The organism is Gaetbulibacter jejuensis (genome assembly GCF_039524015.1).
In the GTDB taxonomy this organism is placed as follows: domain Bacteria; phylum Bacteroidota; class Bacteroidia; order Flavobacteriales; family Flavobacteriaceae; genus Gaetbulibacter_B; species Gaetbulibacter_B jejuensis.
Map to the genome: position 1 here is coordinate 171283 of NZ_BAAAGF010000003.1, position 19206 is coordinate 190488.

Consider the following 19206-nt stretch of genomic DNA (forward strand, 5'->3'; position numbering starts at 1 on the left):
ACTAAGATACAGCCAACGGAATGATAACGAGATATTTTTGTATATATTTTAACAAAAAGTTATGATAAAACTTCTGCTACTTTTTTACCTATTTCAGCAGGTGAATCAACTACATGAATTCCACAATCTCTCATAATTGCTTTTTTAGCTTGTGCAGTATCGTCACTACCTCCAACTATAGCTCCAGCATGACCCATTGTACGTCCAGCAGGCGCAGTTTCACCAGCTATAAACCCAATAATAGGTTTTTTGCTTCCGCTGTTTTTATACCATTTAGCAGCATCGGCTTCTAATTGACCTCCAATCTCTCCAATCATAACAACAGCTTCAGTTTCTGAATCGTTAATTAACAACTCAACAGCTTCTTTAGTTGTTGTTCCAATAATTGGGTCTCCACCAATACCAATTGCTGTAGTAATTCCTAAACCTTGTTTTACTACTTGGTCAGCCGCTTCATAAGTTAATGTTCCTGATTTTGAAACAATCCCTACTTTTCCTTTTTTGAAAACGAAACCAGGCATAATACCTACTTTAGCTTCACCAGGAGTGATTACTCCAGGACAGTTAGGACCTATTAAACGACAATCTTTATCTTTAATATAGTTTGAAGCCGTAATCATATCAGCAACTGGAATACCTTCAGTAATTGTGATAATTACTTTAATACCAGCATCAGCAGCTTCCATAATTGCATCAGCAGCAAACGCTGGTGGTACAAATATAATAGTTGTATCTGCTCCTACTGAATCAACAGCTTCTTTTACAGTGTTAAAAACTGGTTTATCTAAATGAGTTTGACCACCTTTTCCTGGTGTAACACCTCCAACAACATTGGTTCCATACTCAATCATTTGTCCAGCGTGAAAAGTACCTTCACTACCTGTAAAACCTTGTACTATAATTTTTGAATTCTTATTTACTAAAACGCTCATCTATATTTTGATTTTTATTTTAAAAAACGTTACAAAAATACTGTTTTAACACCTATAAAAAAGTGTTTTATACTTTTATTTTTGAAAATGATTTAAGACTCTCTAAACTTACATCTGCTTGCTGGCTTATTTCGTAACCACGATAGAGTTTATTGTCTTTTAACTCCCAGATAGTTATAAAATGTGCCATTGGTTGTTCTTCATCAGGATCTTCAATTGTTCTTACATAGACAGTATATCTCGTAGTCACAAAATTTTCATCGGCTAACAGATGACTGATTTCAACTCTAAACGATTCATACGTTCTACTGATATCTAAGAATAAATCTTTAATATCATTAAACTTTAAAACAGAAAACCCTTTACTACTACTCCAATGCAGTAAACAATCTTTATGTAGATAATTATCAATTACAGTTGTATCATTGGCAAAATCTGATTCATAAAAACGTTTTACATATTCTTTTGGAGTCATGATTTATTTTTTAATTGTTCTAAAATTTCAGGAATCTTCTTGATAGAAGCTATTTCTTTATATTTAGATCTAAAATCGTCTGCTGGTGTCCCAAAATAGCTATTGTTACCTTCAAGAGATTTACTTACTCCTGATTGTGCAGAAATAACTGCTTTTGAACCTATGGTAATTCCGCTGGTAATACCTACTTGTCCCCAGATAGTTACTTCGTCTTCAATTACTACACAACCTGCAATACCCACTTGCGATGCAATGAGACATTTTTTACCAATAACAGTATCATGCCCTATTTGAATTAAGTTATCTAGCTTAGAGCCTTCTCCAATGGTAGTATCTCCTGTAACACCTTTATCAATTGTACAAGAAGCTCCTATATCAACATTATCTTGAATAATTACTCGACCTCCAGAAAGTAAACGATCAAAACCAGTTGGTCTTTTTTTGTAGTAAAACGCATTTGCTCCTAATACAGTACCTGAATGTATTGTAACATTATCACCAATAACAGCATCATCATAAATACTTACATTAGAATGGATAACACAATTGTCACCTATTATAACATTATTACCAATAAAACAATTGGGTTGAATAACTGTGTTTTTTCCAACTTTTGCAGTCTTTGATATTGCAATATCAGAAGCTTGAAACGGTTTAAAATGTTGCGTGAGTTTATTAAAATCTCTAAAAGGGTCATCACTGATTAGTAATGCTTTTCCTTTAGGACATTCTACCTCTTTATTAATTAATATTATGGTTGCAGCAGATTGTAATGCCTTATCATAATACTTAGGATGATCAACAAACACAATGTCTCCTGGTTCAACCACATGAATTTCGTTCATGCCCAAAACAGGAAAGGTCTCTTCTCCAACATAATCACACTTAATTATGTTAGCTATTTCTTTTAAAGTATGTGGTTTAAGAAATTTCATTTATAAATCCATTAGCTTAAAAGTCCCGTTTATATATTCAAAAGAGTTTTCAAACTTGTTAAATTTTTCTTTAGCTGTCCAATTCATTAGCATGAATATATCGTCATCGCCTTCAATAAAAGCAACAACATATGCAATTTGTGTCCCATCTACCTCTCCTAAAACTTTTAATTGTCTAGCCGCATAGTTATTAATGCTATTCAATCCATATTCTTGGATTCTTGCATTAACTATACCCTCTTTAAACAATTCCTTTTGGGAGTTTTTATAATTTTCAATGACCGAAAGTTCAGTATTGTACTCTCCAAATTGCTTGAACAATTCTACATACTCACTTTTATTTTCTTGAATTACAATAAAATATGTGTCTTTAAAAATATTTGCATATTGCAAAACAGCTTCATCATTTAGCTCGGAAGTAGATTTCATATGACGTGGTAAATCCACTTGAAATGAACCGTCAACACCTACTGTTACATAATTTGAAGCAGAAGTAGACTCTGAAGAATCCATTCCACTAGAAGTCGCTTCACCTGCTTTTTGAATTAAATCAAAGCATGAAGTTGCAGACAAACAAAAAACGATTAAAATTAAAACTAAACTCCTTTTTTTCATGGAATTAAACTACTCCTTTATACGCTCTTTGTAAGTTCCTTTTTCAGTTTCAATCTTAATCTTGTCTCCTTCATTAATAAACAAAGGAACATTAACCTCTGCTCCTGTCTCAACAGTTGCAGGTTTTGTTGCATTAGTTGCTGTGTTTCCTTTAACTCCAGGTTCGGTTGCAGTAACTTCTAGAATAACACTTGCAGGCATTTCAACAGATAAAGGTAAATTATCTTCTGTGTTGATAAGCACAGTTACTACTTCTCCTTCTTTCATTAATTCAGGTCTGTCTAATGCAGCCTCCAATAAACGAATTTGAGTATAATCTTCAGTATTCATAAAATGGTAAAATTCTCCATCGTTATATAAAAACTGAAACTTGTGAGTTTCTACTCTAACGTCTTCAATTTTATGTCCTGCAGAAAAGGTATTATCTATAACTTTTCCTGTAGTTACACTTTTTAGTTTTGTACGAACAAACGCTGGACCTTTACCAGGTTTTACATGTAAAAATTCTATAATTTTATAAATATCATGATTGTATCTAATACACAATCCGTTTCTAATATCACTTGTAGTTGCCATAAATTAATTTGATTTAAAATATCCTTTCATAATACCTCGTTGAGAGTCCTTGATAAATTGAAGTATTTCATCGCGCTCTGAAGTCGCTTCCATTTCAGCTTCAATAATCTCAGCAGCTTGGGTATTGTTATAATTTTTTTGATACAGAATTCTGTATATATCTTGAATTTCTCTAATTTTTTCGGTTGAAAACCCTCTTCGTCTTAGTCCTACAGAATTAATACCAACATAAGACAAAGGCTCTCTTGCTGCTTTTACATATGGAGGAACATCTTTTCTTACTAAAGACCCTCCTGTTACAAAAGCATGATTACCAATTGAACAAAACTGGTGTACAGCAGTCATACCAGCAAGTACAACATAATCACCAACAGTAATATGACCTGCTAATGTTGAGTTATTTGAAAAAATACAATTATTACCTACAATACAATCGTGAGCAATATGGCAATACGCCATAATTAAACAATTGTCTCCTACAACTGTTTTCATCTTATCGGTTGTACCTCTATTAATGGTAACACACTCTCTTATAGTTACATTATCTCCAATAATTGTAAGCGTGTCTTCGTCTTTGTATTTTAAGTCTTGAGGAACTGCAGAAATTACAGCACCAGGGAAAATATTACAGTTTTTTCCTATTCTTGCACCTTCCATAATGGTAACATTACTTCCAATCCAAGTACCTTCACCTATAGTTACATTATTGTTGATTGTTGTAAAAGGTTCTATTACGACATTCTTTGCAATTTTTGCTCCAGGATGCACGTATGCTAATGGTTGGTTCATTTTTGTAATTTTAATTTAAATGAATAGGTGAAAATGTATTCGCCTATTTGATTGACCAAAGCACTTAAAATATAAGTTTCTGTCTGGTTCATGTTTATTTCACTTTAGATATTTGGGCCATAAGCTCTGCTTCAGCGCATAACTTTCCGTTTGCATAAGCATATCCTTGCATGTGGCATATACCACGACGAATAGGTGTAATTAAATCACACTTAAATATCAATGTGTCACCAGGAACTACTTTTTGCTTAAACTTAACATTATCTATTTTCATAAAGAAGGTTAAGTAGTTTTCAGGATCTGGCACTGTACTTAACACCAGAATACCTCCTGTTTGTGCCATAGCTTCAACTATTAAAACTCCTGGCATTACTGGAGCTCCTGGGAAATGGCCTGCAAAGAAAGGCTCATTCATAGTGACATTTTTCATACCTATAACACCACTATCAGTCAATTCAAATATTTTGTCAATAAGCAAAAATGGCTGTCTATGAGGCAACATTGCCATAATTTGATTGACATCCATTAATGGTTCTTGGTTTAAATCTACACTAGGAACATTGTTACGTCTTTCATTTTTAATGATTTTAGACATTTTTTTAGCAAACTGCGTATTGATATAATGTCCTGGCTTGTTAGCTATAATTTTCCCTCTAATACGAGTTCCTACTAAAGCTAAATCTCCTATTACATCTAACAGTTTATGTCTAGCCGCTTCGTTAGGATGATGTAACGTAAGATTATCTAAAATCCCGTTTGGTTTTATTGCTAGAGTCTCTTTATTGAAAGCTACTTTAAGTTTTTCGGTAGTTTCTTTTGACAGTTCCTTATCAACATAAACTATTGCATTGTTTAAGTCGCCTCCTTTAATAAGACCATGCTCTAAAAGCATTTCTAGCTCATGTAAGAAACTAAAGGTTCTAGAGTCTGAAATATCATCTTTAAAATCGGAAATATGATTTAAAGTTGCATTTTGAGTGCCTAATACTTTTGTACCAAAGTCAACCATTGTTGTAATTTGATATTCTTTTGAAGGCATAACAATAATTTCGCTACCTGTTTCTTCATCTGAATACGACACAACATCAGACACTACATATTCTTCTCTAAAATCGTCTTGCTCTTCGATTCCTGCATTTTCTAATGCTTCAACAAAGAATTTTGAAGACCCATCCATAATTGGAGGTTCTGAAGCGTTTAGCTCAATAATAACGTTGTCAATATCCATTCCAACCAAAGCAGCCAAAACATGTTCAGAGGTTTGAATAACAACTCCATTTTTTTCTAAACATGTACCACGTTGTGTGTTGGTAACATAGTTTGCGTCAGCTTCGATTACTGGATTACCTTCTAAATCAATTCTTTTAAAAGAGTAACCATTATTTACAGAAGCAGGTTTAAAAGTAAGTGTTACATTTTTTCCTGTATGCAACCCAACACCTGTAAGCGAAACTTCTTTTTGAATGGTTTTTTGCTTAACGTCTGTTTTAATTATTGCCATTTACTTTTTTTTCTATTTCATTAATATCTTTTACAATCTTAGGAAGGTTTTTAAAGTATACATAGGACTTATTAAAATCACCATAACTTAATGCTGGCGAACCTTGTAACACTTCATTATCCTTAATGTTTCGTCCAATTCCTGATTGTGCTTGGATTTTTACATTATTTCCTATTGTTATATGTCCTACAATACCAACTTGACCACCTATAATACAGTTTTCACCAATTTTAGTAGATCCTGCTACACCTGTTTGAGCAGCAATAACTGTGTTTTTACCAACTTCAACATTATGTGCAATTTGTATTTGGTTATCAAGCTTAACTCCTTTTCTAATAATTGTAGAGCCTAACGTTGCTCTATCAATAGTGGTAGCAGCACCAATATCTACATAATCTTCAATAATTACATTTCCGGTTTGTGGCACTTTGCTATATTCTCCTTTTTCATTAGGTGCAAAACCAAAACCATCAGCTCCAATTATAGCTCCTGAATTAATCACACAGTTTGAGCCTATGCAACTTTCAGAATAAATTTTAGCTCCAGAAAACACTATGGTATTATCACCAATTGTAACATTGTCTCCTATATAAGCACTTGGAAATATTTTTACATTATCTCCTATTTTTACCTTATCACCTATATAAGTGAATGCGCCTACATAAACGTTTTCTCCATAGCTTGCTGTTTCTGAAATAAACGAGGGTTGTTCAACTCCGCTTTTATTAAGTTTTACCTGATTGTAATACTCCAACAATTTTGAGAACGATTTATAAGCATCTTCAACTTTTATTAAAGTTGTAGTGATGTCGTTTTCTGCTTCAAAAGTTTTATTAACTATTGTAATTGATGCCTTTGTAGAATAAATATAAGGCTTGTATTTAGGATTAGCCAAAAAGGTCAATGACCCTTCGGTTCCTTCTTCTATTTTGGAAAGCTTAGAAACTTCAACATCGGGATTTCCAATAATATCACCTTCTAAAATTCCTGCTATTTGTGTTGCTGTGAATTTCATTAATCGCAAAAATAGAAAAAATGTATCACATTTTATCCTTAGGATAACATATATAATATTTAGTCACTTGTTTTGAAAGGGACTTGATGTTAAACTGGTCTGATACTTTAGCAATGTCTACTATCTTTCCATTTTTTTGAAGAATATTAATTCCTTGCTTTTTGGCGTTGTAAGCCTGATTAGAAATTTCGCCATAAAACACAAAATACTCAGCTTCTTCTTTAGATATTGAATGCTTGTTCATTAGGTTTTGAGTGTGTTTTAGCAAAACATCTTTCTTTATCTTTTTATTCTTTATTTTAACTTTAAGTAAATCTCTATTGATAATCATTTCACAAAGGTTTCTCAGTACAAAATCTTCATGAAACTGCCATGTTTTCATTGCTGAAACAATATCATAATCGTCTAATCTTGAAAAGGCTTCTAGAGTTTCTTTATTAAAATCATCTAGAGAGATTTCATTCTTAAGAAAATACTGCAAAGGCTCACTTGCTTGCAAATGAACTCCTTTATTAGTTAACTCCTTAGCTCTACTCAACACTCTCATTAACAACTGCTCAGCAGCCAAACTAGTTTTATGCAAATACACTTGCCAATACATAAAACGTCTTGCTACTAAAAATTTCTCAACACTATAAATACCTTTTTCTTCAACAACCAACACATCGTCAACTACGTTAAGCATAGTTATTAATCGCTCACTGTTAATATTTCCCTCAGCAACTCCTGTGTAAAAACTATCACGCTTTAAATAATCTGATCGATCCATATCTAATTGACCAGATATTAATTGACATAAAAACTTTCTGGAATAGTTACCTTTAAAAATAGCTATAGCAAGCGTTAAACTTGAGTTAAATTCTTTATTCAACTGCTCCATAAAAAGCATTGAAATATCCTCGTGCGAGACTCCACTAACAATACTATGTTCCATAGCATGCGAGAACGGACCATGACCAATATCGTGTAATAAAATGGCAATATAGAGCGCATTTTCTTCTTCCTCAGAAATGGCAACTCCTTTAAAACGAAGCACATTCACCGCTTTTTGCATTAGATGCATACAACCAATTGCATGATGAAATCTAGTATGATGTGCACCTGGATAAACCAGATAAGACATTCCCATTTGGGTTATTCGTCTTAAACGCTGAAAGTATCTGTGTTCGATTAAATCAAAAATTAACGAATTTGGAATAGTAATAAATCCGTAAATTGGGTCGTTAAATATCTTAAGTTTGTTTACCTTATTCAAACTTCAATTTTTACTTTAAATTTAAACAAATATACATGAACAATATAAATATTCTTTGGGTTGACGATGAAATTGATTTACTTAAACCGCATATTCTCTTTTTAGAACAAAAGCAATACAAGGTTACTACATGCAAAAGTGGTACTGAAGCTATCGAAATTATTAACGATACTAATTTTGATATTGTTTTTTTAGATGAAAACATGCCAGGACTTACAGGATTGGAAACCTTAAATGAGATTAAAGAAAAGCGTGCTAACCTTCCTGTAGTTATGATTACTAAAAGTGAAGAAGAGTACATTATGGAAGAAGCTATAGGTAGTAAAATAGCCGATTACCTTATAAAACCTGTAAACCCAAATCAAATACTACTGAGTTTAAAAAAGAATTTGGACCATTCTAGGTTAGTTTCAGAAAAGACAACTTCTAACTACCAACAAGAGTTTAGGAAAATAGCTATGGACTTATCTATGGTTAACTCTTTTAAAGAATGGGAAGAATTGTATCAAAAACTGATTTATTGGGAATTACAGCTTGAAGATATTGAAGATGTTGGCATGACTGAGATTTTAGAATCTCAAAAAAGTGAAGCTAACCAACAGTTTGGAAAATTTATAGACAAGAACTACCCTAGTTGGTTTGATCACAATACCGAAGCACCTATAATGTCGCATACCTTATTTAAAGAAAAGGTTGTTCCTGAATTAAGCGACAAACAACCAACTCTTTTTGTGGTTATTGATAATTTACGTTACGACCAATGGAAAGCATTTGAGCCTATTGTAAACAATTACTACAAAAAAACATACGAAGAGCCGTTTTACAGTATTCTCCCTACAGCTACGCAATATGCAAGAAATGCTATTTTTTCTGGTTTAATGCCAAGTGATATGGAAAAGCTACATCCAGACCTTTGGAAAAACGACACTGATGATGGTGGTAAAAATTTACACGAAGCAGAATTTCTTGAAGCACAATTAAAACGCTTAGGGTTATCACACTTAAAACATGAGTATCACAAAATCACAAACTTAAAGTCTGGAAAAAAACTAGTTGAAAACTTTAAAGCTTTAAAAGACAACGACCTTACTGTAGTGGTTTACAATTTTGTAGATATGCTTTCTCACGCTAAAACCGAAATGGAAGTTGTAAAAGAGTTAGCTTCAAACGATAAGGCATACAGATCTTTAACACAAAGCTGGTTTAAAAACTCTCCATTATTAGAAATGATTCAACAAGCACAGCTTCTTGGTTTTAAGCTTATTTTAACTACAGACCATGGAACCATTAATGTAAAAAACCCATCAAGAGTAATTGGTGATAGAGATACTAGTTTAAATTTAAGATACAAAACTGGACGTAGCCTAACTTATGAAAATAAAGATGTACTTGCAGCTAAAGATCCAAAGACCATACATTTGCCTTCAATCACGATGAGTAGCTCTTATATCTTCGCAAAAGGCGATGTCTTTTTAGCTTATCCAAACAATTATAACCATTATGTAAGCTATTACAGAAACACTTATCAACATGGTGGAGTGTCTCTAGAAGAAATGATTATTCCGTTTGTTGTCATGAGTCCAAAATAATCTATGTAATGCAAAAAAATCCGACGAAATACACTTTTTATTGGTTTTTCTCGAATTTTATTCTTATACTTGTGCTGAATTTTATACTTAGCAAGTACAATTTTGGAAATAACTTATCAAATATCTGATATTCATTCAATTGCTGAAGCAGTTATAAAACATGCATCTTCTAGAACAATTTTGTTTTACGGAGAAATGGGTGTTGGCAAAACTACACTCATAAAAGCGATTGTTGAACATCTTGGTAGTAATGATTTGGTAAGTAGTCCAACATTCTCACTTGTTAACGAATATTCATCTCCTTCTGATACGATTTTTCATTTTGATTTTTATAGAATTGAAAACGAGGAAGAAGCATTAAATTTTGGTATTGAAGATTACTTCTACTCTAGTGCATGGAAACTTGTAGAATGGCCAGAAAAAATTCCAAATTTAATACCAGATGACGCAGAAATTATAACAATTCTTTCTGATGAAAATGGTAAAAGAACCCTCAAATTTGACCAAAACATAAAATTAACCAAAAAAAAACCTATGGAGCAGCAAAATTTTTTGTAAAAAAAGTGGCATCACACCAATAGAGCATAGTTGCAAAGTACGGAAAAACCGTAACGTTCAAGCGATTTCTGAAAATTATTTTAACATTTCTTTAACAGAATTTAACTCCTGTTGATTCTAAATTTGAAGTAATTAATTAATTAAATCCCTTGAATTATGAAAACAAAAAAGTACGTATTAGCAGTTGCTATTTTCGGTGGAATGTTATTTGCAGCACAGGCTACAAATTTAATTGACTTAAATGACCAAACAACAACAAACATCGAAAAAGCAAAAATCAAAATTCCAGGTCAAGGAAAATAGTGCTAAGTCATTAGTATATGGAACTATTATTGCTACTTTAATAGCTTTAACTCCATATATTTTTACCTTTTACGAGAGTGTCCCTAACGTTAAAGTTTGGGACACTTTTTTGTTTACATATAGCAGTAACTATTACACTAGTGCACAAATCACAGCTTGGACACTTATGAATAAGTTAATTCCGTTATTACTTATTTTTGTTTGGTTTTTTACATCAAGACATTGGTGGTATCATGCACTATTAGTGCCAATTGCAATGTATGTATATCAAGTAATTGAAATATTTAATGACGATTTAGAGTTTATAGATACTAGCAAGCAAATTTTTTATTTACTACCTGTTATGGCTATAGTTGTTCCTTCAATATACCTTATAAGAGTTAGAATCTTTGATAAATTAAATGATGCTGATAAGACTATGCAGGACTTAGAAGATGAATTTAAAATTAAGCCAAAAGGTATTTTAGGAAAACTTAAAGATTACTTTTAAAGAGTTCTTTTAAAATTCAAATTATTATTTGTAATTTGAATATTATTTCAATCACAAATGAGTAAATCTTTATCTCCTTTTACAAGGGCTCAACTTTTGCCTCAAGAAGAAAAACTAGAAGTTTTAAGAAAAAAAGGCAAACTATACATTGGTATTCCAAAAGAAACTTATTTTCAAGAGAAAAGAGTTTGTTTAACTCCTGATGCAGTATCTGCTTTAGTGTCAAATGGACATAGAGTAATGATAGAATCTGGAGCTGGCGAAGGCGCTAACTTTAAAGACAAAAACTACAGTGAAGCAGGTGCCGAAGTTACCAAAGATACAGCTAAGGTCTACTCTAACCCTATTATTCTAAAAGTAGAACCACCTTCTCTTGACGAAATAAAACTTATTAATCCGCAAACGCTTCTTATTTCTGCATTACAGTTAAAAACTCAAAGTAAAAAATACTTTGAAGCTCTTGCTTCTAAACGAATTACTGCTTTAGCTTTTGAATTTATTAAAGATGAAGATGGTGCATATCCTGCTGTGCGATCACTTAGTGAAATTGCTGGAACAGCTTCAATTTTAATTGCTTCAGAATTACTATCTAATGTTAATGGTGGTAACGGATTAATGTTTGGTAATATTAGTGGTGTTCCTCCTACTGAAGTTGTAATTATAGGTGCTGGTACTGTTGGTGAATTTGCTGCACGTTCAGCTATTGGGCTTGGAGCCAATGTAAAAGTTTTTGACAACTCTATTACCAAATTACGTTGTTTACAGTCTAACTTAGGAAGAACAATATACACCTCAACCATTCAACCAAAAAACTTAATTAAAGCCCTAAAACGCTGTGATGTTGCTATTGGAGCTGTAAGAGGAACCAATAGAGCTCCTATTGTTGTTACTGAAGAAATGGTTTGCAGCATGAAAAATGGAGCTGTTGTAATAGATGTTAGTATTGATATGGGAGGCTGTTTTGAAACTAGTGAAATTACAAATCATGACCATCCAACTTTTGAAGTCAATGGAGTTACTCACTATTGTGTACCTAATATTCCTGCTCGATACTCTAGATCTGCATCAGTTTCTATCAGTAATATTTTCACACCTTATCTACTAAAAATTGCTGAAGATGGTGGTATTGAAGATGCTATCAGGTTTGATAGAGGTTTAAAAAACGGTTTATACTTATATCATGGTGTTTTAACCAATAAGTCGGTAGCTGATTGGTTTGGTCTTAACTATAATGACGTAAACTTGCTTATTTTTTAGTTCAATTCATCTTTACTAAGTTGGAGTTTTGCTAAGGTTAAAAAGGGTTGTATTTTTACAGAAAATTTTCAATTTAACTAATGAAATTAATACAACGTATAGGTTACTACTTAGGAGGATTTTCAATAGGTTTAATACTTTTAGCCTTTTTTTTAAGAGGAAAAAATACTTCTTGTGATTATGGTCCAAACGCAAGAACCATTAAAAACATTTCAATTAAAAAACGATTGCTCTCAGATGAAACGAAAGCAATTATGAATACTCATGATATAGACACTACTACTATCACTAATTTAATTTTAACTGGAGATGTTAACTTTCAAGAAAGTGATACAAAGTCTGAAGATTGCAAAACTTATGTAATTGAAAACAAGTTAAATAAAAGTGATATTGCACTTCATATCAGAAACTGTGATTCAGTAGCTACTGTTCTTTCAATAGATTTTAAATAAAAAAGACTTGGATAACCAAGTCTTTTCTTTTTTTATCGAATAGGAATTTTTTTAACGAGTGCTTTATCATCGTATATCAACCTAATGATATAGATTCCTCTAGAGAATGAGCTTGTATCTATTTCTTTTACAACAATTGACTCATCTTCTTCTTCAAAATCAATAGAGAACACGTGTTTTCCAGTAATATCAAATATAGACATGTTATTCACATTAACGCTTTGATAACCTGATACGCGTACTTTTAACACATCTGTTTGTGGGTCTTGATATACAAGAAAATCAAACTCCTCAGGCTCATCAGGAGTTTCTATTGATGAACAATCAACCACTGAAACAATTACTGAGGTCTCATCAAAATCTAACGCATTAAATACTGTTACTGAATATTCTAAACTCTCTTCAGGCGATACAGTTATGCTTTCAGTTGTATCTCCTGTACTCCATAAATACTCATCTCCTCCTGAAGCTGTAAGTGTAACAGTCTCTCCTAAACAAATTTCATTTTGCTCAACATCAACAACTGCTGTAACTTCTTCTAATACATTAACTGTTATTTGCTTCTCATCTTCACAATTGTTTATAAATCCAGTAACTGAATATGTTGTTGTAACACTAGGATTAACAGCTATGTTAGGCTGAGTTGCACCATTGCTCCATTGGTAACTATTAGCTCCTGTTGCTGATAAAGTAATATAATCACCTTGCAGTATCATAACTTCATCTCCATTTTGAATAATAACATTTGGATTAGGATTAACAGTAACTGTGACTTCATCTTCATCTTGTTGATCACCTACATAAACAATAACCGAATAGGTTGAGGTTGAACTAGGACTTACTGTTATACTTTGTGTAGTAGCTCCTGTGCTCCATAGATAACTTTCACCTCCAGAAGCTGTTAAAACAGTTTCGTAACCTTGACAAATACTAACATCATCTCCTGCGTTGGCAATTACTAGGTCTTCAACTGATACTAAAACAGAATCTGATGCTTCACATCCATTTGTAAATCCTGTAACTGAATAAGTTGTGGCCTCTGCTGGACTTACTGTTATACTTTGGGTAGTTTCTCCTGTACTCCATAAATAAGTATCTGCTCCAGTAGCTGTAAGCGTAGTGCTTTCTCCTACACTTATTGTAACATTAGAACCTGCATCAACAATTGGTAATTCATTTACAGTAACCATCACTTGATTAGTACTTGAACAATTGTTTTCAAAAACTTCAACTGAATATGTTGTTGTTTCACTTGGAGATACAGTTATACTTTCTGTAGTTTCTCCTGTACTCCATAAATATGTACTTCCTCCTGAGGCTGTTAGCGTAATAGAGTTACCAAAACAAACAGACACATCTTCTCCTGCATTAGCTATGGGAAGTGCATTTACTGTTACAGTAACATCATCTTGATCTGAATTACTTCCAGATTCATCATAAGCAGTAACAATATAGGTTGTTGTTTCAGTTGGACTTACTGTAATACTTTGTGTGGTTTCACCTGTACTCCATTCATACGTTGCGCCTCCTGTAGCTATTAAAACCACCTCTTCGCCTTCGCAAATCGATACATCTTCTCCTGCATCAGCAACTACAGTGCTACCTTGCAAAAAAACAGTAACAATGTTCGTGTTTTCACATCCATTTGTAAATCCTGTAACTGAATAAGTTGTTGTCTCTACAGGACTTACTGTTATACTTTGGGTAGTTTCTCCTGTACTCCATAAATAAGAATCTGCTCCAGTAGCTGTAAGCGTAGTGCTTTCTCCTACATTTATTGTAACATTAGAACCTGCATCAACAATTGGTAATTCATTTACAGTAACCATCACTTCATCAGTACTTGAACAATTGTTTTCAAAAACTTCAACTGAATATGTTGTTGTTTCACTTGGTGATACAGTTATACTTTCTGTAGTTTCTCCTGTACTCCACAAATGAGCACTTCCTCCTGAAGCTGTTAGCGTAATAGAGTTACCTAAACAAACAGACACATCTTCTCCTGCATTAGCTATGGGAAGTGCATTTACTGTTACAGTAACATCATCTTGATCTGAATTACTTCCTGATGCATCATACGCAGTAACAATATAGGTTGTTGTTTCAGTTGGACTTACTGTAATACTTTGTGTGGTTTCACCTGTACTCCATTCATACGTTGCTCCTCCTGTAGCTGTTAAAACAACCTCATCGCCTTCACAAATTGACACATCTTCTCCTGCATCAGCAACTACACTATTATCAACAACTGTTACAGTTACAGTATCAGAAGCTTCACAATCAGCCACAAAACCTGTTACTGTGTAAGTAGTTGTTTCGATTGGACTTACTGTTATTGACTCAGATGTCTCATCAGTATCCCATAAATATGTATCTCCTCCTGAAGCTGTAAGCATTGTACTTTCTCCAAGATTAATTGTTACATCTTCTCCTGCATTAATCACAGGAAGCTCACTAACAGTTACTAGCACTTCATCACTACTAGAACAATCGTTTTCAAAAACTTCAACTGAATATATTGTTGTTTCACTTGGTGATACAGTTATACTTTCTGTAGTTTCTCCTGTACTCCATAAATATGTACTTCCTCCTGAAGCTGTTAGCGTAATAGAGTTACCTAAACAAACAGACACATCTTCTCCTGCATTAGCTATGGGAAGTGCATTTACTGTTACAGTAACATCATCTTGATCTGAATTACTTCCAGATTCATCATAAGCAGTAACAATATAGGTTGTTGTTTCAGTTGGACTTACTGTAATACTTTGTGTAGTTTCACCTGTACTCCACTCATACGTTGCTCCTCCAGAAGCTGTTAAAACCACCTCATCTCCTTCGCAAATCGACACATCTTCTCCTGCGTTTGCAGTTATGCCTGCTGAATCTTGTGGTGCTTCTACAACCCACAACAAAGGATAAGAATTGCTTTCTAAGCTAGCGTTATCCCAATTACTTGCGAATATCACCTTAGACCCATCTCTATTTGGTACTGCATGAGCTTGATGGCTATATCCTGAATTTAAATTAGTATTATGCTTGGTAAATCTTTCTATAGTTTGAGAATTATCTAACTTAATAGCAAAAATCTCTCTTGTTGCTTCATAATTATTTACATTAGATGGATGCCCTTGTTCACTTACATAAGCCCATCCTGGTCTGTCTAAATTTCTAGTACTAATATGTCCTCCCCAAAGACCACTATCACCTGCTCCTCCTGAGAATGGAAAAATTCCTTGTTTTGCTCCATTGTCTAATCTTGCATAAGACAAACTATAACCACTAACACCTTGGTATGCAACATAAACTTCATTTCCTTGAGCATCGTATCCTATATCTCCATGAGGTCTTCCGCTATATAAGTGTATTTCATTATTCATGTACTTATCGTAAGCTTTAATGCCTTGCAATGGTCCTGAACCATCAGAGTATCCACTCATTACCACATATTCACCCGATTGTGATACAGACACCCAATCAATACTAGCAGTTCCTAGAGACTTTGTTCCCAGAATTTCATCATTAAATATATCGTAAACTAATATCGTTTTTTGTGATCCACTAGTCGCTATTAAAGCCACATAACGATCATCATTAGATAAATTACCTTCTCCATCTCCAACACTTACAGATGAATACCCTGAAAATGTTTTTAAAACAGTTTCATTTTGTGTAACTATATTTCTTCTGAATAATTGGTTCTCATGTGAATCATACGTAATGTCTGGTTCAACATTACTCCATAATGAACGGCAATAAGCAGTAGTTAACACCTCATAAGTATTACCATCTAAAATTTTTGATGGCCAACCTGCAGTCATAATTTTAGTGCCATCAGCATTCCAAGGTTGCTTTTTGGCATAAATATGTCGTAATTGAGAACAATCACAACCAAATACATTTTCATCACTTATTCGGGTAACATTATTACCTGTTAATGGGTCCGTAAACGTAGCTAAATAATCAGGCACACTAGTTGGTACTTGATAAGTTCCCCAATCAACTGAATTAACATTAACATCAGGTGGGTAAACTTGAGCTATACTATAATACGATACAAATAAAATTAAACACAGTGCTTTTTTAAAACACAATAGGCCATAATTATGGCATCCAAAATTTAGGGGCTTCATCTACTATTAATCTTTGGGGCTTGCTATTATACTGGCAATCTATATAAATAATATTTAAAAATACGTTTTAACGCATTAATATTCGACAAAAAGAAAATATTTGAAATATTTTTCTTACAAATAAAGATTTTTCAGGATGAAATAGTGATTTTAGCGTCAACAAATATACGTGCAGAATGTAAAAAAAGTCGACTAACTACACAATTTTAACGTTTAAAAGTAAATTCCTACATAATTGATAATGAATAAAGAACTATTAAATTAACTACATTTACATAAATTATTAGAATTTGAAGCCCAAAAAAAATATTGCTTTTGTTGTGTATAGTTTGAACTCTGGAGGAGCTGAACGCGTAGTAACTACATTAGCCAATTATTTTGCATTACAATACAATGTTACCATAATAACAATTGTTAATACTACACCATTTTATACCTTAAATAAAGAAATTACATTGAAGTCTTGTGTCAATGAGATTAACAATAGTAAAAACTTAGTTAGTGCTTTAAAGAATAACACAAAGCTCATTAAAACAATAAAAAAACATTTAAAGAGTGAAAATATTGACTTAGTATTAAGTTTTATGACCACATCAAATGTATTAAGTTTAATTGCTTCAAGATCTTTAAAAATACCATGTATAATTTCAGAAAGAAGTAACCCATACATATACACAAACAATTCTTTTTGGGATAAACTTGTAAAATACACCTACCCTAAAGCTAACTTCTTAGTAGTTCAATCAAACTTGATTAAAAATTATTATCAAACTTTTGTTAAGAGCAATAAAGTTTTAATCCTTTCTAATCCTATTTCTGAAACATTAAGTTCTCAAAAAAATATTTCTAAAAAAAGAACACCTACTATAATTAATGTTGGACGGTTAGACAGTAATAAAGCTCAAGATGTATTATTAAAAGCATTTGCGAGCATAAATAAAAAGGACTGGAAACTTGTTTTAATTGGCGATGGTGAATTACGAAAAGACTATGAAAAACTCACTAAAAAGTTACATATAGCTAACAAGGTTATATTTACAGGCAATATTAACGATGTTCAAAATTATTACAATACAGCTAGTATTTTTGCTTTTACATCAAAGTCTGAAGGTTTTCCTAATGCTTTAATAGAAGCTATGTATTTTGAAATGGCATGCATATCAACAGATTGTCCGACAGGACCTTCAGATATTATTGAAAACACCAAAAATGGCTTCCTAATTGAAGTCAACAATCAATCACAATTAGAAAGCAGACTTATAGAACTAATCGATAATAATACCCTTAGAGATTCACTAGGAAAAGAAGCTTTTAAAACCGCTAAGGCATACGAAGTAAGTCAAGTTGCTGAAAAATGGAACGAACTCATAATTAAACTTATATAATGTTTAGAGATTTAATTCCAAAATACATTGAACAACCAACTAAGGCATTTAAGTATAAATTTACTGTTTTTACACCTGTATATAATTGTGAAAAAACAATTGAACGTGTTCACGACTGTTTAGTTAAACAAAGTTTTAAGGATTTTGAATGGTTAATCATTAATGATGGCTCTACCGATAGTTCTCACAACACCATTTCAAGCATTATAAAAAAGTCTCCTTTAGACATTAAGTATATACATAACTCCAAAAACAAGCATAAGATGAGCTGTTTTATGCAAGCCATTAAATTAGCCGATGGTGATTTTTTTTTAACATTTGATGCTGATGATGAATGCGTTAATAACGCTTTAGAGGTGTTTAATAGTACTTACAACAGTATACCTATTGAGAAAAAAAACACTATTGGTGCTATTACAGCTCTATGCATTGATCAAAATGGTGATCAGGTAGGTGACTCTTATCCTACGAGTCCATATTTTAGTAATACCTTTGAATCATATACTGTAAAGAGAATTTTAGGTGAAAAATGGGGTTTTACTAAAACTAATATTTTAAGGAATATAGTTTACAACAAAGCGTTTATTAGCAACGGTTTTATGCCTGAAGGACTTGTTTGGAATCTATTAGCTAAAAAAGGTTTTATAACTGTTTATATTAATAAGGCATTACGTATTTATCATACTAACATTGAAAACTCAATATCTAGTTCTAACATTGAAAAAACTGCTTTAGGATCTGCTACACAACTCATTGCTAACTTTAATTGGTTCTTTAAAGAGAACTTTTTAAAAGCACCAACATACTTTATAAAAAACTTATACTTTTTACTAAGATTATCTAATTATTTAGATTTCAACCTAAAAAACTACACAACATCTATTGATTCACCTATTATCAAGTTTTTCTTTGTACTATTATGGCCAATTAGAAGATTTCTAAAATAGAC

Annotated in this window: 18 protein-coding genes; 8 read left to right on the forward strand and 10 right to left on the reverse strand. The window is 32.6% G+C overall.

What is annotated here, in order from left to right:
* Nucleotides 1-59: 59 nt before the first annotated feature.
* The 9 genes from sucD to ABD011_RS10455 all read right to left on the reverse strand — a co-directional run bounded on the left by sucD (nucleotide 60) and on the right by ABD011_RS10455 (nucleotide 8093).
* Nucleotides 60-932 (reverse strand): succinate--CoA ligase subunit alpha, encoded by an 873-nt coding sequence (gene sucD / locus ABD011_RS10415; RefSeq protein ID WP_129760095.1) that lies wholly within the window; start codon nucleotides 930-932, stop codon nucleotides 60-62.
* A 67-nt stretch (nucleotides 933-999) separates the two neighbouring features.
* Nucleotides 1000-1407, reverse strand: a complete 408-nt coding sequence (locus ABD011_RS10420) for a nuclear transport factor 2 family protein (protein ID WP_131506735.1) — start codon at nucleotides 1405-1407, stop codon at nucleotides 1000-1002.
* Entirely contained in the window at nucleotides 1404-2342 is a 939-nt protein-coding gene (locus tag ABD011_RS10425) for a UDP-3-O-(3-hydroxymyristoyl)glucosamine N-acyltransferase (protein WP_343798079.1), read from the reverse strand. The genes ABD011_RS10420 and ABD011_RS10425 overlap by 4 nt, the downstream gene beginning before the upstream one ends.
* A complete protein-coding gene (locus ABD011_RS10430) occupies nucleotides 2343-2915 on the reverse strand; it encodes a hypothetical protein (protein ID WP_343798081.1) in 573 nt (190 codons plus the stop codon). It lies immediately after the preceding gene.
* A 51-nt stretch (nucleotides 2916-2966) separates the two neighbouring features.
* Nucleotides 2967-3533 carry an elongation factor P gene (gene efp / locus ABD011_RS10435; RefSeq protein WP_129760098.1) on the reverse strand — a complete coding sequence of 189 codons (567 nt, stop codon included), beginning with the start codon at nucleotides 3531-3533 and terminating at the stop codon, nucleotides 2967-2969.
* Between the two features lie 3 nt (nucleotides 3534-3536).
* The gene (gene lpxA / locus ABD011_RS10440) at nucleotides 3537-4322 is read right to left on the reverse strand and encodes an acyl-ACP--UDP-N-acetylglucosamine O-acyltransferase (protein WP_129760099.1); all 786 of its coding nucleotides are present in this window, start codon (nucleotides 4320-4322) and stop codon (nucleotides 3537-3539) included.
* A gap of 94 nt (nucleotides 4323-4416) precedes the next feature.
* Complete coding sequence (locus tag ABD011_RS10445; protein WP_131506737.1) at nucleotides 4417-5823, reverse strand: bifunctional UDP-3-O-[3-hydroxymyristoyl] N-acetylglucosamine deacetylase/3-hydroxyacyl-ACP dehydratase; 1407 nt, start codon at nucleotides 5821-5823, stop codon at nucleotides 4417-4419.
* Nucleotides 5810-6838 carry a UDP-3-O-(3-hydroxymyristoyl)glucosamine N-acyltransferase gene (gene lpxD, locus ABD011_RS10450; protein WP_129760101.1) on the reverse strand — a complete coding sequence of 343 codons (1029 nt, stop codon included), beginning with the start codon at nucleotides 6836-6838 and terminating at the stop codon, nucleotides 5810-5812. The genes ABD011_RS10445 and lpxD overlap by 14 nt, the downstream gene beginning before the upstream one ends.
* Before the next feature lie 25 nt (nucleotides 6839-6863).
* Entirely contained in the window at nucleotides 6864-8093 is a 1230-nt protein-coding gene (locus tag ABD011_RS10455; RefSeq protein WP_343798085.1) for an HD domain-containing protein, read from the reverse strand.
* A 35-nt stretch (nucleotides 8094-8128) separates the two neighbouring features.
* Here ABD011_RS10455 and porX point away from each other — a divergent pair, with 35 nt between their 5' ends.
* From porX to ABD011_RS10485, 6 genes are all read left to right on the forward strand, one after another.
* Entirely contained in the window at nucleotides 8129-9682 is a 1554-nt protein-coding gene (porX, locus tag ABD011_RS10460; RefSeq protein ID WP_129760103.1) for a T9SS response regulator signal transducer PorX, read from the forward strand.
* Nucleotides 9683-9784: 102 nt separating this feature from the next.
* Entirely contained in the window at nucleotides 9785-10240 is a 456-nt protein-coding gene (gene tsaE, locus ABD011_RS10465) for a tRNA (adenosine(37)-N6)-threonylcarbamoyltransferase complex ATPase subunit type 1 TsaE (RefSeq protein WP_343798087.1), read from the forward strand.
* A gap of 156 nt (nucleotides 10241-10396) precedes the next feature.
* Nucleotides 10397-10543, forward strand: coding sequence for a hypothetical protein (locus ABD011_RS10470; protein ID WP_165353677.1), 147 nt, complete (start codon nucleotides 10397-10399; stop codon nucleotides 10541-10543).
* The gene (locus ABD011_RS10475; protein WP_129760105.1) at nucleotides 10482-11033 is read left to right on the forward strand and encodes a hypothetical protein; all 552 of its coding nucleotides are present in this window, start codon (nucleotides 10482-10484) and stop codon (nucleotides 11031-11033) included. Before ABD011_RS10470 ends, ABD011_RS10475 begins: the two co-directional genes overlap by 62 nt.
* Nucleotides 11034-11090: 57 nt before the next feature.
* Entirely contained in the window at nucleotides 11091-12290 is a 1200-nt protein-coding gene (locus ABD011_RS10480) for an alanine dehydrogenase (protein WP_343798089.1), read from the forward strand.
* A gap of 80 nt (nucleotides 12291-12370) precedes the next feature.
* A complete protein-coding gene (locus ABD011_RS10485; protein WP_343798091.1) occupies nucleotides 12371-12742 on the forward strand; it encodes a hypothetical protein in 372 nt (123 codons plus the stop codon).
* Between the two features lie 32 nt (nucleotides 12743-12774).
* Here the strand turns inward: ABD011_RS10485 and ABD011_RS10490 are convergent, their stop codons facing one another.
* Entirely contained in the window at nucleotides 12775-16872 is a 4098-nt protein-coding gene (locus ABD011_RS10490) for a T9SS type A sorting domain-containing protein (RefSeq protein WP_343798093.1), read from the reverse strand.
* Nucleotides 16873-17162: 290 nt separating this feature from the next.
* Here ABD011_RS10490 and ABD011_RS10495 point away from each other — a divergent pair, with 290 nt between their 5' ends.
* A complete protein-coding gene (locus ABD011_RS10495) occupies nucleotides 17163-18257 on the forward strand; it encodes a glycosyltransferase family 4 protein (RefSeq protein WP_343798095.1) in 1095 nt (364 codons plus the stop codon).
* Nucleotides 18257-19204, forward strand: coding sequence for a glycosyltransferase family 2 protein (locus tag ABD011_RS10500; protein WP_343798097.1), 948 nt, complete (start codon nucleotides 18257-18259; stop codon nucleotides 19202-19204). Before ABD011_RS10495 ends, ABD011_RS10500 begins: the two co-directional genes overlap by 1 nt.
* Nucleotides 19205-19206 lie beyond the last annotated feature (2 nt).